The sequence below is a fragment of the Thermovenabulum gondwanense genome (assembly GCF_001601575.1).
Taxonomy (GTDB): Bacteria; Bacillota; Thermosediminibacteria; order Thermosediminibacterales; family Thermosediminibacteraceae; genus Thermovenabulum; species Thermovenabulum gondwanense.
The window spans coordinates 75322-89113 of record NZ_LOHZ01000023.1 but is presented as its reverse complement, the minus strand read 5'-3'; the positions used below and the strand labels follow the sequence as shown (position 1 = coordinate 89113).

General features: G+C 35.8%; 13 protein-coding genes. 9 read left to right on the top strand and 4 right to left on the bottom strand.

The window, feature by feature from the left end:
• Positions 1–92: 92 nt before the first annotated feature.
• Positions 93–2096, top strand: coding sequence for a methyl-accepting chemotaxis protein (locus ATZ99_RS03900; RefSeq protein WP_068747936.1), 2004 nt, complete (start codon positions 93–95; stop codon positions 2094–2096).
• 154 nt (positions 2097–2250) lie between these two features.
• On the opposite strand, the gene ATZ99_RS11975 is transcribed toward ATZ99_RS03900, so the two are convergent.
• Positions 2251–2802: a hypothetical protein gene (locus ATZ99_RS11975; protein WP_222927067.1), complete on the bottom strand. Its 552-nt coding sequence runs from the start codon at positions 2800–2802 to the stop codon at positions 2251–2253.
• 185 nt (positions 2803–2987) lie between these two features.
• Here ATZ99_RS11975 and ATZ99_RS03890 point away from each other — a divergent pair, with 185 nt between their 5' ends.
• The gene (locus ATZ99_RS03890; protein WP_068747935.1) at positions 2988–3497 is read left to right on the top strand and encodes a hypothetical protein; all 510 of its coding nucleotides are present in this window, start codon (positions 2988–2990) and stop codon (positions 3495–3497) included.
• Between the two features lie 19 nt (positions 3498–3516).
• Here the strand turns inward: ATZ99_RS03890 and ATZ99_RS03885 are convergent, their stop codons facing one another.
• Genes ATZ99_RS03885 through ATZ99_RS03880 form a run of 3 tightly spaced genes read right to left on the bottom strand, consistent with a single transcriptional unit; the run spans position 3517 to position 5469 of the window.
• Entirely contained in the window at positions 3517–3843 is a 327-nt protein-coding gene (locus ATZ99_RS03885; protein WP_157074702.1) for a hypothetical protein, read from the bottom strand.
• Positions 3844–3900: 57 nt separating this feature from the next.
• Positions 3901–4044, bottom strand: a complete 144-nt coding sequence (locus tag ATZ99_RS11800; protein WP_157074701.1) for a hypothetical protein — start codon at positions 4042–4044, stop codon at positions 3901–3903.
• Positions 4045–4077: 33 nt separating this feature from the next.
• Positions 4078–5469 (bottom strand): ATP-binding protein, encoded by a 1392-nt coding sequence (locus ATZ99_RS03880; RefSeq protein ID WP_068747933.1) that lies wholly within the window; start codon positions 5467–5469, stop codon positions 4078–4080.
• A 189-nt stretch (positions 5470–5658) separates the two neighbouring features.
• Here ATZ99_RS03880 and ATZ99_RS03875 point away from each other — a divergent pair, with 189 nt between their 5' ends.
• From ATZ99_RS03875 to hepT, 7 genes are read left to right on the top strand one after another with little or no spacing between them, the layout of a single operon-like run.
• Complete coding sequence (locus ATZ99_RS03875) at positions 5659–7041, top strand: Wadjet anti-phage system protein JetA family protein (RefSeq protein WP_068747932.1); 1383 nt, start codon at positions 5659–5661, stop codon at positions 7039–7041.
• Positions 7042–7043: 2 nt separating this feature from the next.
• Positions 7044–7673 carry a DUF4194 domain-containing protein gene (locus tag ATZ99_RS03870; protein WP_068747931.1) on the top strand — a complete coding sequence of 210 codons (630 nt, stop codon included), beginning with the start codon at positions 7044–7046 and terminating at the stop codon, positions 7671–7673.
• A 3-nt stretch (positions 7674–7676) separates the two neighbouring features.
• Positions 7677–8273: a Uma2 family endonuclease gene (locus ATZ99_RS03865; protein ID WP_068747930.1), complete on the top strand. Its 597-nt coding sequence runs from the start codon at positions 7677–7679 to the stop codon at positions 8271–8273.
• 18 nt (positions 8274–8291) lie between these two features.
• Positions 8292–11660 carry an ATP-binding protein gene (locus tag ATZ99_RS03860; RefSeq protein WP_068747929.1) on the top strand — a complete coding sequence of 1123 codons (3369 nt, stop codon included), beginning with the start codon at positions 8292–8294 and terminating at the stop codon, positions 11658–11660.
• Entirely contained in the window at positions 11650–12873 is a 1224-nt protein-coding gene (locus ATZ99_RS03855) for a Wadjet anti-phage system protein JetD domain-containing protein (protein ID WP_068747928.1), read from the top strand. Before ATZ99_RS03860 ends, ATZ99_RS03855 begins: the two co-directional genes overlap by 11 nt.
• Before the next feature lie 12 nt (positions 12874–12885).
• On the top strand, positions 12886–13344 hold the full coding sequence (gene mntA / locus ATZ99_RS03850; protein WP_068747927.1) for a type VII toxin-antitoxin system MntA family adenylyltransferase antitoxin: 459 nt from the start codon (positions 12886–12888) through the stop codon (positions 13342–13344).
• Positions 13341–13763, top strand: coding sequence for a type VII toxin-antitoxin system HepT family RNase toxin (gene hepT, locus ATZ99_RS03845; RefSeq protein ID WP_068747926.1), 423 nt, complete (start codon positions 13341–13343; stop codon positions 13761–13763). Before mntA ends, hepT begins: the two co-directional genes overlap by 4 nt.
• The last annotated feature ends 29 nt before the right edge of the window (positions 13764–13792 follow it).

The following is a 13792-nucleotide window of genomic DNA, read 5'->3' as shown; positions in this document are numbered from 1 at the left end:
TATATTTGAAAGAGTAACTTATAAGCAAAATTTTACATAAAAAATATTATTTGGTAAAATAACTACAGATTTCGACATAAAGGGGGATTTTAATGAAAAGCATAAAAACAAAGATGATTTTGCTTTTCACGCTTATCATTTTTATCGGAATGGCAGCCCTCTCCTTTGCCGGTTATTATTTTGCCAGGGAATCCCTCACCGGGGAAGTGGAAAAAGCCCTTGTAAATATTTCGTATGAAGTGTCAAAGACGATAGCCCAGAGAATAGAGCACAGGTTAACATTACTCTCAACTGTCTCAATGGATGAAAAAGTAAGGGATGCTGGTACACCAATGGCAGAAAAAGTTGAAATAGTAAAAAGAAAAATGGGAGATACGGACTTTAAAACGGTGGGTATAACTTTAGAAAATGGAGATTTATATTTAAATAATGGAAAAGTAATAAACGTATCCGACAGAGAATATTTTAAAAAAGCCCTCTCGGGGCAAAGGGTGGTAACCGAACCTTTAATTAGCAGGGATGACGGTTCCATTGTAGTGGTTTATGCCGTGCCGCTGAAGGATTTATCGGGCAGGATATCCGGAGCGGTAATAGGAACGGTGGATGCCAAAAAGCTTTCAAATATTATTTCCGATGTAAAATACGGAGAAACGGGATACGGAATAATATTTTCCGGGGATGGGACAATAATAGCTCATAAGGATTTTCAAAGGGTGCAAAACAGGGAAAACTACATTGAAATGGCTAGAACAAAGCCCGAATACGCCGAACTGGCAGGTATTATTCAAAGAGCTGTTTCCGAAAAATCCATGGGATTTGGCAAATACACCTTTGAGGGACAGAAAAAATACTTGGGATATTGCTATATGCCCGATACGGGCTGGATAATTGGAGTTAATGTCCTGGAATCTGAAATTCTTGGTTCCGTAGGAATTTTAAGGAAAACACTCCTCTTTATTTCCGCGATATTTTTGATATTGGCTGCTCTGATTACATATTTTGTAAGCCGGAGCATTTCAAATCCGATAATTGAAATTGTGCAGTATATAAAAAATTTATCCGGCGGAGATTATTCCAGGAAACTACCGGAAAGATTTTTAAGGTATAAAGATGAGATTGGAGAACTTTCCCATGCAGTAGAAATATTGAGAGAAAATGTCTGCATAGTTGTAAAAAATATGAAGGAAAACGCATCCCGGCTGCTTAACAGCTCCGAATCTTTAAGTGCCGCAGCAGAAGAGATCGCGGCATCTTCGGCAGAAGTGGCAAAAACCATTCAGGAGGTTTCGGTAGGCACCACAAATCAGGCTTCGGATAGTCAGGAAATTGTGGCACTAATAAAAAACATTACCGATAATATTGATAATGTGTACAGGAAATTGAAGGCCGTAAAAGAAAGCTCTGAAAACGCTCAGGAAAAAACAGATGAAGGTAAGAATGTACTGGATGGATTGATACGGAGCATAGAAAATATAAGAAAGGCTTTCGAAGAAGTGACATCCAGGGTAAAAAATCTGATTTCTTCGGTCTCTCAGGTGGGAGAAATAAACGAAATTATTAACGGAATTGCGGAACAGACAAATTTACTGGCGTTAAATGCAGCAATCGAGGCTGCAAGGGCGGGAGAAGTAGGAAGAGGTTTTGCAGTAGTAGCTTCGGAAATAAGGAAGCTGGCAGAAGAAACCAAATCCTCATCGGTGAGAATTAAAAAATTAATAAACGATATAGGAAAGGAAACAGAAGAAGTATCCAGCACTTCCGGTCGGGTGTACGATATGCTGAATTCCCAGGTATCAGCAGTAAAGGATACTTTGACATCCTTCGATAACATACTTAGCTCTATCAGCAATATCGCACCTCTAATAAACGATACTTATTTCGCTTTAGATGAAACCGTGAAATCCAAGGATACGGTGCTGTCAAAGGCTGAAAGCATAACTTCGGTGGTTGAAGAAATATCCGCTTCAGCCGAGGAGGTCTCAGCCTCGGCACAAGAGTTGAGCGCCAGCACTGAAGAAATAGCGGCTACCGCCCAAAACCTTACCGACATTGCCCGGGAAATGACCGAATCGGTGAATAAGTTTAAAGTGGAGTAAAAGAAGTCCTTGTTTTAAGAAATAATCTTTAAGCTAAAGAAAGATAAGGTTTGATAATATTATAAAAATTAAGCTCTCCTTGATGAAATTTCTTATAAAATATTGCCATCAAGGAGAGCTTTTTTATTTTTAAACTTAATTAATTGTTACAATATCATTTCTTTTCCCCGACTAACTCCCCCTTTACTATATAATCCCCCGTCCATTCGCTGTATTCTCTGCGGTAAATTGATTTACATACTTCTACATCCATTGAATAATTTAATAAGCATTTTAGAGCTTTTTCGTTAATCGAAGAACCATCTAAAGTGGTTATTACGATTTTGTATCTTATGTCAATGTTTCTGCACATCTTATAAAGTTTTAATAAATTCTCTTTTTCGATATCCTCATATAGCTCGAGCCTATCACCGAATATATCTTTTTTGAAGAATTTTTTTGCTGCATCAATTAAACTGCTATCCTTTAGAACATATATTCCTAACATTAAAAGGGCATCTTCTAACATATTTTCAATCGTAGGAATCCAGACTATTTCTTTTGTTTTTACATTAGATGCATTGTTTGATTTAGAAAAGAGATTTAAAGAATTTAAAATCCACGCAGGCCGATCGTTTTCCGATAAAAATAAAACGTGCGTCGGGATAATTCCGCCGTGATTTGAATGAGAATGACCGACTAATATTTCACAGGTAAAAGAACCCATACCAATCACCCTTTATATAATTTTTTGCTGTTAAAATATTCCACAAATCTTCGTTAATTCCTTCATAAAAATTAAAAATTTTAAATGTCAATGACAAATTTTTAAAGGAAATTGCCTGTCTGTTTTAATACTGATATCCTTGAATTGTCCGAAAGGGCAAATTCGAGGAAAGGAGAATAAAATATATGAGAAAACCTCTTTTAGTTTTGATAGTTGTTTTTACATTGATACTTTTATCGGCCTGCGGAGGCTCAAAGAATGAACAAAACCAGGCACAAACAAATACCCAATCTCAGCAAAACACTTCTATTGAGAAAGAAAAGACTTCAACAGAAAATCAAAACCCGACAGCTCAGATGAATGTGAGTGAAGGTGGAAAAAGCGCAAAAATTCCTGAAAAGTATCCGGCTGATGTGTTTCCTATATACAAGGATAGTTTAATTTTTAATGCGTTAGAACTGGATGGTAGCTTTACCATTACAGCATACTCAAAGGACGATGTAAAAATTGTAATGGACTACTATAAAAAAGTACTGGAAGGCGCAAAGGTGACCAATGAAACGGTTACCGACGAAAGCTTTACATCTTTCGGAAGTAAGGGAGGATATACTTATCAGTTAGACGTTGGGAAAAGTAACGAGATAGAGGGGTATATTACTTCAATAGCCATTATGTTGATGCCGGAGAAAAAGTAAAAATTACTTTATTCACCGCTTAGCCAGTCATAAATTTTATTATAAAGGCTACTATCCTTTGGTAAACATCCTTTTCAAATCCAAAAAGGTTATTCAACTTATTTTCTAATCCGTTTTTTTCGGCTCTACGGGCTAAGTACAAAGATATGTTTTCTATATAATAATTATTATGTTTTTTTGGCAGCTGCCTGACTCCCGTTCTCCAGCGGCTAATTAACGAAGGATCTATGGATAATGTTTTGGCAAGCTGGATATTTGAAACCTCAAGGGTTTTCATCAACAAATCCAGACGTGAACCGAAGTTTATGATGCCCGCCTCCTCGAATAAATATTTATTATATTTCAAATATTATATCATAAATAAACAAAAAATAAAAAACCCGGTAAATACTACCGGGTTTTTTTAGATAACATCCAAGTATTTTTTACTTTTCTTTTCGTCGATTTTAACTTCAATTACTTCCGTATTTTTTATGTTTCCTTCGGACTTCATAGCATTTAATGCAAGGTTTTCCCCGCTTCGGAAATGACCATGCTGTTTCTTCATAATGTGTATTATCGAGATGTTTTTTATAATTATTTAGATAATTATCTCATCATTTTTTATCCAAAACACATTATTAACACTACCTGCATATTTAACCAATTCTTCTGTAAAACCGCTTTTTGAAAACAAAAAATAATATTTTTTGCCGTAGTTGAATAACATGCTCTTTTCAATTAGGCTATCCAGGGCGTCTTTATCCATTTTTGAATTTTTCCATTTACATTCACAAAGTAATATATTATTTTTATCAAAAGCCACTATGTCTATCTCTTCTTCACGCTTTTTAAAAGGATTATTACCCCACCATTTGCCTATTTTTTCAAATATGAAAGGCAGTTTTCTATTTTTATTCAATATCTTAAGATAGTCCGTGCAAATTTCTTCATAAACCCCGCCCAAGTATTCACTAATATAGGGCTTTATTTTATTTTCAACAACTTCCTCCGAAAGCCCCATTTCAATGAGGTCTTTATTCGGGAACACAAATCTGTACCAGAATCTAAAAAAGTTATCCTTAATTTTATATATGCTTTTTCTGCTTTTTTCTTTTATTTCAGCGGGAGATAATTTTTCAATTATTTTTAAATCAACTAATGTAGAAATATATTTAGCACATTTATCCGTATCCGTTCCTACCCTTGTGGCTATTTCATTTAATTTGCTGCTGCCGCTGGCAATGGCTTCTATTATTGAGTTGTACATCGCCGGTTCCCTTACTTCCTGTTTCAGAAGGAGCTTTGGTTCCTCATATAGATAGGATACTTTATCTAAAATTTTTTCTTTAATATTTTCATAAATTCCTTTTGCATCATCGAAGTTGTTCAAATATTGAGGAATACCACCCAGTATTCCGTAAGCAGTTACTTGATCTTCAAAATTGAAATTTGGGCAAAATTTTCTGCTTTCGAAGAAATTAAAGGGTTCTATCATCATTTGAGCTGTTCTGCGACCGTAAAGAGGGCTTTTATAGCTTAAAATTTCTTTCTCAATGAAACTTACGGATGAACCGCAGATAATCAAAAACAGCTTGGTATTTTTTAAGCTATGATCTATAAGATTTTGTAGAAGAGAAGGTATGGCCTTATTTGCATTTACAATATAAGGGAATTCATCTATAACCAGCAATATTCGCCTTTCTTTTGCTCGTTCTGCTAAAAAAAGAAATGCCTTTTCCCAGGATTCAAAAGAGCTAATAAAGCCGCTTAATCCAAAAAATGAGAGGATTTTTTCCGAAAAGGACTGAAGGGCCATTTTGTCATTGTACTCTTCAGCCACATAAAAGATAGCAGGTTTATCCTTGCAAAATTCTTTAAGTAAAGTTGTTTTTCCTACTCTTCTTCTTCCATATACTACAACAAATTGGAATTTATCTTCTTTATATAACCTGTTTAATGTACCTAATTCTTCTTCCCGGCCTATAAACATAATATCACCTCATAAAAAAATATTAACTTTAGATTTACTAACTCATAAGTTACTAACTTTAGAGTTAGTAAAATTATAACACAACATTAAAATTATTGCCATGATTTTATTTTTTATGCATTTTAAAATACTGTGTTAATTTTTGATATAATTAATAACAAGGAAAAAGAAAAAAAGAAGGAGAAAAGAATGGCCTTTTTCGACAAAATACCCGAAAACCTATTTTCAGTGCTTTCATCGAAAAATAAACATATTTATGTAGAATGCCTTTTTATAATCTTTAAGGCTTACAGGGAGGAAGTGCTGTTAAGAAAGGACGACCTTGTGGAAAGGTTAAAGAGCTTTCTCGAGGTTTCCAACTTTTCACCCGAAGGTGAGGAAGAAGAACTTCCCGAGGATAACAATCTTTCCTCCATTGCCCATTTTATATTGAGGAAGCTTGAAAAAACCGGGTGGATTTATAGGGATTACGCTGAAAATTTTTTTGAAGAACTGATATACCTTCACGACTACTCTATTAAAATCTTAAATACCCTTTATGAAATACAATATCAAGAGAAAAAAGATTACAATTCCTTTGTCCACTCGGCATACAATAACTTAAAAAATCAGGATGTGGAAAGAAGCGAAGATGCCATTTTTGCCCTTTTGGAAGCCCACAAAAAGACAAGAGAGCTTATAGATGAACTGAAAAGCCTTTTAAACAACCTGAGGAAATACCATCAGATGCTGTATGAAAAGGAAGAGGTAAGGGAGATTCTAAAAGAGCACTTCGACGAATTTAAAGAACTGATAGATGACAGGATATACCACCCTTTAAAGACCTTCGACTCCATTCCCCGGTATAAAACCCCCATAATTAATATATTGAACTCATGGCTTACCGACAGGGAGATGATGGACCTCCTTGTAAAATCATCGCTAAAAAGAAGGATATACAAAGACGAAGGAGAGGCTATTTCAAAAATAACGGGAATGATAAACGATATTTTGGAAATTTACTATAAAATCGACCTTTTGCTTTACGAAATAGACAAGAAAAGGGCTTCATACACCAGGGCTTCGGTGGAAAGGATGCAGTACCTCTTAAATGCGGATTTAAGCATTAAGGGGAAAATTGTTGAGATATTAAAAGCCCTGCCCGAAAGGGAAAACATATACGAAGCAGTGAATAAAAATATCAACATATTTTTACAAAATTACATCGACGAAAATTCCCTTTACATTAAAAAGCCTGAGAGGAAAATACCCGACGATAAATTTATTAAAATACCCGAAATCGGCGATGATGCAAGCGATTTTGAAAGGGAAATGGACTTTTTAAAGGAGAGGCTAAAAAACAGTTTCACACGCCAGAAAATCTATAAATTTTTTAAAGAGCTTTTAAAAGGGAAAAGCGAAATTCTATCAAAGGATATAAAGCTTGAAAACGATGAAGAATTCATAATGCTCATCCTCGGGGTATTCATGCACGACGAAAAGGGCTCCTTTTACGATGTGGTGTTCGAAAAGGGAAGTGTTTTCGTAAATGGGTATAAAATCCCGCAAATGAGGATAAAAAAGAAGGTGTAAAGATGTGGTATGAAGAATATGAAAATTTAAGCGATGCCGATAAAAGGGAGTTTACAAGGCTCGTCAACTTTTTGCTTTCTCACAATTTTATATTAAGGGAAAAATTCGATACAAAATTAATGGGCCTCAGGATAAACCCGGACTATAGATTTATCGAGCGCCACTTTGAGATTTTTACGAACTACCTTTCCATTGCCGGATGGGAACTGCAAAAGGACAATAATTACGGGGTGATATCTCTTTACAACAGGTTTGAACTAAACAGGGCGAGATTGAAGAAATTCGACACCCTGGTGCTCTTTGCATTAAGGCTTTTATACGAGGAAGAAAGGGAAAAGCTGTCTTTAAGGAAAGAGGTAATAGTGACCAAGGGGGATGTTGTAAAAAAACTTTTAAACATAGGTGTTATAGATAAAAAACCGGCTGAAAGGGACTTAAAGGATGCGCTGAATTTTTTCAAAAATTATCAGATAATAGAAAAAATGGATAATGCAGCGGACGAATACGAGAGCAAAATAATAATTTACCCTACCATTTTGTTTATTATTACCAATGAAAAGATAAACTCAATTTACAACATGCTGGGCGAAGATTTTTCCGATGAAGAAAACGACCTTGCGGAGGAGGAATAAAAAATGTCTTTAGAATGGGCAGAAATTAATAAGGAATATACCTATAAAGATTATTTAAAATTTCCCGATGACAAAAGGGTAGAAATAATTGAAGGCCGCATTTACGACATGTCACCCTCGCCTTCAAGGATTCATCAGAAAGTGGTAATGGAACTTGCATTTTCTATCGAAAACTACCTGAGAACTTCAAAAATGCCCTGCGAAGTCTATATCGCTCCATTTGACGTAATCTTTATTGAGGAAAATCAAGAGATAGAAGAATCAAAAAGCATAGTGCAGCCCGATATTTTCGTAGTCTGCGACAAAGCCAAATTGACAGAAAGGGGATGCATGGGGAGCCCCGATTTGATAATCGAGGTGGTTTCACCGAATAACTCCTCCCATGATTATATCAGAAAACTTCATCTATATAACCGCTTTAAGGTAAAAGAGTACTGGATAGTAAATCCGCAAACCAGGGACATTCTCGTCTACAGGCTTAATGTGGAAGGTGAATTCGGTCACCCGGAGTATTATACCTTTTCCGATAAAGTAAAGGTGCGGATTTTTAAAGATTTTGAGGTAGATTTTAACTTTATAAAAGATAGACTGACTCAATAAACCGCAGGGGGAGATAAATTGAAGCTTTTAAAAAAACTTTTGCTTATCAACTGGCATTACATTTACCATGAAATAATCGAATTTGAAATTATAAATTTCCTCACCGGGAAAAACGGTGCCGGAAAATCCACGATAATAGACGCTTTACAGGTGCTCATACTTGGTGATACAAAAGGAGACTTTTTCAACAAAGCTGCCAACGATAAATCCAAAAGGACTTTGAAAAGCTACCTAAGGGGAGAAATTGCCGACGACGGTGAAGGCGGCTTTGTAGTTTTAAGAAGCGGCAATTTTACGAGCTACATAGCGGGAGAATTTTACGATACGGTGAAAAAAACGAGCTTTTCTTACGGAGTTGCATTTGACGTTTACGAGGATGGAGAAATTAACCATAAGTTTTTTTATTTGGACTTTGCATTACCCGAAAATCAATTCGTAATGGGAGGCTTTCCTTTAAATATAAGGAATTTAAGGACATACTTTAACTCTAAATACAAAGAAAGGTATAAAATCTTCGATTCCAATCGGGAGTACCAGATTCACTTTATAACAAAAATGGGGAGTTTGAACGAAAAATTTTACAGGGTTTTTAGAAAATCCGTCCCCTTTTCTCCTATTATCGATATAGAAAATTTCATAAGCGAGTACGTCTGCGATGTGCAAAATAAGATAGATATTTCCAGTATGCAGGAAAACCTGAGGTATTATAAAGAGCTGGAGTACCAGGCCGAGCAGGTTAAAAAAAGGGTTCAAACATTAAAGGAAATAGAAGAGCTTTTTGAAAGCTTTTTAAACGAAGAAAAAAGGTTAAAAGAGCAGGAATACCTCATAAAAAGAGCTGAAGTGGAAAAGAAGAAGAACGAAATACAGGATTTACAAAAGGCGATAAGTGAAAAAGAGAATACAATAAAAGAAAAAGAACAGCATAGGCTTTCCCTTGAGGAAAAGTTAAAAGCCCTCGAAGGACAGAGGGAAGCACTTATAAAGGAAAAATACAGCTTACAGGCCTACCAGAAAAAGGAAATGCTTGAAAGGGAAGAAAAAAGCTTATTAGAAAATATCAAAGGCAAAAAGGCAAGCATATCAAGCTTTTTGGAATTCCTTTCAAGGCTTTTAAAAAATTGGGAAAAGACCGTTGAAGATTTCTCTACCTTTGCAGAAGAAGAGTTTGGTGAAAATTTAGCCTTAAATATAAAAAAAGGTATACAGGGACTAAAAGCCCTTTCCTTTGAAAATGTAGAAAGTATAAAGGAAGAAGATTTGTCCCTTTTAAAAGAGCTCACTTTTGAATTTAAAAATAAGATTGAAAAACTATACTTTTCTTTAGAACAGGAAAAATCTGCTCTGGAAGCCCTTCTTTTAGAACTGAGAAGTGAAATTGAAAACCTTAAAAAGGGAATAAAGCCCTATGACAAAAAGCTTTTAGAACTAAAAAGCGAAATAGAGACGGCTTTAAAAAATAAATATAGAAGGGATGTCAAGGTTGAAATACTGGCAGACCTTATAGAGGTAAAGGATAAAAAATGGCATAATGCCGTTGAGGCATACCTTCACACCCAGAAGTTTTACCTTATTACGGAGCCGAGGTATTTTGTCGATGCCCTAAAAATTTACGATGAACAAAAGTTTAAAAAAGGTTTTTACGACATAGGGCTTGTGGATACGGGGAAACTGGAAAGGCAAAGCATCAAGGTAGAAAAAAATAGCCTTGCCTTTGAAGTAGTGACCGAGAATAGATACGCCCGCCTTTTTGTGGACTACATCCTGGGCAGGGTAGTAAAATGCGAAAGGGTAGAAGAATTAAGGAATTACGCTACTGCCATTACTCCCGATTGCATGCTGTATCAAAATTACGTTGCAAGGCAGCTCAGTCCCGAAAGGTACAGGACCCCCTATATAGGTAAAAAGTCCTTAGAAAAACTATTAGAGGTAAAATTGGCCGAAAAAGATGAAAAGGAAGGGCTTTTGAATAAGATAAAGGAAAAATACGATACCTTAAGCAAAATAAAAAATATAGAGCCCGTAACGGAGATTTTTATAGAGAATGCAAAAAGCGCAAAGAAGGAAAAGCAAGATTATATTTCCTTAAAAGAGGCTCTGGAAAGGGTAAGAAGGGAGCTTTCAAGCCTTGACCTTTCAAAAATTTTAGAAATAGATGAAAAAATACAAAAAACGGAAAGTGAAATGGAAAATATAAAAAGGGAAAGGGAAAAAATTACCGGCGAAATAAACAAAATAAATTCCGAAATTCAGGTGGATAACTACAGGTTAAAGGAAGTTGAAAAAGAGCTTAATGAAAAACAAAAGGAGATAGAACTTTCCTTTGAACACGAATTTGTAAAGGAAACGGGTGAGCCAAGATTTTTAAGGGAGCTTGAAAACCGAAAACTTCCCGAAAACATTATAAGCGCCTTTTTAAGCCAGGTGGCAAGGACGAGGAGCCAGAAGGAAATAAAGTGGAGCAAGCTAATAAACAAAAGGTCGGACTACAACAGGGAGTACAAAATGCCCTACGATATATCGTCCCCCGATAACGGCGAATACAAAAAGGAACTGGAAAGGCTTTTGAATACCGAACTTCCTTTATACGAGGAAAAAATAAAGGATGCTAAGGAAAAGGCGAGGATGCAGTTTCAGGACGACTTTATCAGTAAGCTAAAGCAAAACATCGATACCGTTTACGCTCAGATAGAGGAACTAAATACCGCCTTAAAGCAGTTTTCCTTCGGAAAGGATAGATACAAATTCGAGGTAAAGCCCAATCCCGCTTACAGAAAATTTTACGAGATGATAATGGACGGGATGCTGCTTGAGGGATACACCATATTTTCCATAGAATTTCAAAACAAACACCGGGACGCTTTAGAAGAGCTTTTCAACCAGATAGTCTACGTGGGTGAACAAAACCTTTCCGTCGACGAGAGGGCAAGGCTTGAGGATAACATTCAAAAATTCACCGACTACAGGACGTATCTAAACTTTGACCTCGTAGTCACCGATGAACAGGGTAGGGAATCGAGGCTTTCCAGGACCCTGCTTAAAAAATCAGGAGGCGAGACCCAGACCCCCTTTTACATCTCCATCCTTGCATCCTTCGGCAGGATATACAGGATGGGGAATATGTACAGGGAAAACAATACCTTGAGGCTCATAATCTTCGATGAAGCCTTCAGCAAAATGGACCACCAGAGGGTGCAGGAAAGCATAAAACTACTGAGAAACATGGGTTTTCAGGCGATTATATCCGCACCTACTGAGAAAATCCAGGACATAGCCACCTTGGTGGACAGGAACCTTTGCGTGATAAGGAGCAAAAACAGGACCATCGTTCGCGCCTTCGACCCCAGGGAGGTGCTGGAGGAGGGTGATGTAAGCATTGGATTATAAAAAAGCCCTGTTAAACAAACTCCTTGAAAAATACGAAAAAAGCAAAATATTTTCCGGCGAATCTAAAGTAGAAAGAAGGATAAAGATAGACTTTACAAAGAAAGAATTTCCCCATTACGACCTGGAAAATGTGGAAGCAAAGGAGAATATACATTATGCATTAAAGGAATTAGAAGGTGAAGGAGTCATTGAAATCAAATGGGCAAAATTCGAAGAAGGGAATATAGTGGAAAAAGTGTTTTTAAATACGCAAAACTTAGAAAAAGCCTATGAAATTGCAAAAAGGGAGCCGAAAGAGTCCATTTTAAACAGGATGACGGAAAAGCTTTTGAATTTAAAAAAAGATGTAAGAGGAATTTGGCTTTCGGATTTCATAGATTATGAATTGGAAAATATTAAGGCTAAAAACTACCCCGCATACCTTCCAAAGGAAGAAGACCTGTTTGAACTCACCTTAAAAGCATTAAAGGGCATAGACGAAAAAGAGGATGAAGAGCTATTAGAGAGGGTTTTCAGCAAAAGATATTTAAAAGGGAGCAAGGAATTTGAGAAAGTGAGGGCAAAGGTATTTGCCGTATTAAAAGAGTTTTTTTTAAAGGAGGATGTGGAAGAAAAAGAAGCCTTTGAAAAAATAGGCATAGTAAAGACCATAGAAGAAATATTATTTTACGGCTCGTTGAAGGTAAGCTTAAAGGGTAATATTTTGGATTTTTCCCTTTTTCCCTTCGGCGCATCCTTAAACAGCCTGTCTATCAAGGAACTTCAAATAATCGATTTATCCTGCGAAAAAATAATTACCGTCGAAAACAAGGCAAATTTTTATTACCTTATAAAAGATGCGGATTTAAAAGAAGATTTCATCCTCTACCTTGGAGGTTTTTACAGCCCATCAAAAAGGCTTTTTTTAGAAAAGCTTTACGAGTTTATTAAAGAAAAAAATAAACCCGTAAAAATATTCCACTGGGGAGACATAGACCTCGGCGGGTTTAAAATCTTTTTAAAATTAAAGGAAATAATACCGGATTTAATTCCCTTATATATGGATAGAGAAACCCTGATAAAGTATAAAGACTTAGGAGAACCTTTGGAAAAGGTTTATGAAGAAAAATTGAGGAGCTTATTGGAAAAACAGGATTTTAAAGAATTCCATGATGTAATAAAAGAGATGCTGAAACTCGGCGTAAGGCTCGAACAGGAGGCCGTGATTTCGTAAGGAGGAACATAAATGATTAAATACGGTAAAAAGTTGCCAGAGGATATATTAAATAGAGCTTTGGAGAAGCTTCCCGAAGTTTTCAAAAACTATCCGGAAATAATAGCAGCTTATATTTACGGTTCCTATGCTACAGGTAAAACCACGGATTTAAGCGACATTGACATTGCAGTGCTTTTAAAAACAAAAGCAACGGATAAAGAAATTTTCGATATGGAACTCAAACTTATAGGAGATATTTCCGATGCCCTTGAAACGGATGAATTCGACCTTGTCATACTCAACAATTGTCCTCCGTATCTGAAATACGAAGTAATTTCATCAAATAAATTAATTTACGAAAAGGATAAAGAAGCAAGGTGCGATTTTCAAGTAAGGGCTTTTGAGGAGTATTTTGATGTAAAGCACATATATGACGAGTACAATTATTATCTCAAAAAAAGTATAAAAGAAGGGAGGTTTTTAGCTTGAATAAAGAAAAAATCTACAGGCAGCTATCTTTATTAAAAAAGTATTTGAAAGAATTAAACAGCTTAAAAAATACTCCTTTTGATGAATTTGAAGAAAATTCGATTATAAGGGCAGCAGCTGAAAGGCTTTTACAGGTAGCAATTGAAACCGTGCAGAATATTGGTAATCATATTATTGCCAGCAGGGGCTACAGGAATCCTAAAGACTATGCCGATATATTTAGAGTCCTCGAAGAAGAAAAGATTTTGCCCCATGATTTTTCGGAAAATTTGCAGCAGATGGCTAAATTCAGGAACAGGCTTGTACATATTTACTGGGATATAGATATAAAAAAGGTTTATGATATTATACAAAATAATTTGGAGGATTTTGAAAGATTTGCCCAGATAATAATTGAAGAAATGGATAAAGAAAACTAAAAAAGGGAATTTCAAAATAAAAATTTTCC

Excerpts from the sequence above, each read along its gene's own strand:
- ATZ99_RS03865 (WP_068747930.1), top strand. The coding sequence starts at position 7,677 with ATGTCTTTAGAATGGGCAGAAATTAATAAGGAATATACCTATAAAGAT.
- ATZ99_RS11975 (WP_222927067.1), bottom strand. The coding sequence starts at position 2,802 with ATGGGTTCTTTTACCTGTGAAATATTAGTCGGTCATTCTCATTCAAAT.
- ATZ99_RS03880 (WP_068747933.1), bottom strand. The coding sequence starts at position 5,469 with ATGTTTATAGGCCGGGAAGAAGAATTAGGTACATTAAACAGGTTATAT.
- ATZ99_RS03875 (WP_068747932.1), top strand. The coding sequence starts at position 5,659 with ATGGCCTTTTTCGACAAAATACCCGAAAACCTATTTTCAGTGCTTTCA.
- ATZ99_RS11800 (WP_157074701.1), bottom strand. The coding sequence starts at position 4,044 with ATGAAGAAACAGCATGGTCATTTCCGAAGCGGGGAAAACCTTGCATTA.
- mntA (WP_068747927.1), top strand. The coding sequence starts at position 12,886 with ATGATTAAATACGGTAAAAAGTTGCCAGAGGATATATTAAATAGAGCT.
- ATZ99_RS03870 (WP_068747931.1), top strand. The coding sequence starts at position 7,044 with ATGTGGTATGAAGAATATGAAAATTTAAGCGATGCCGATAAAAGGGAG.
- ATZ99_RS03890 (WP_068747935.1), top strand. The coding sequence starts at position 2,988 with ATGAGAAAACCTCTTTTAGTTTTGATAGTTGTTTTTACATTGATACTT.
- ATZ99_RS03900 (WP_068747936.1), top strand. The coding sequence starts at position 93 with ATGAAAAGCATAAAAACAAAGATGATTTTGCTTTTCACGCTTATCATT.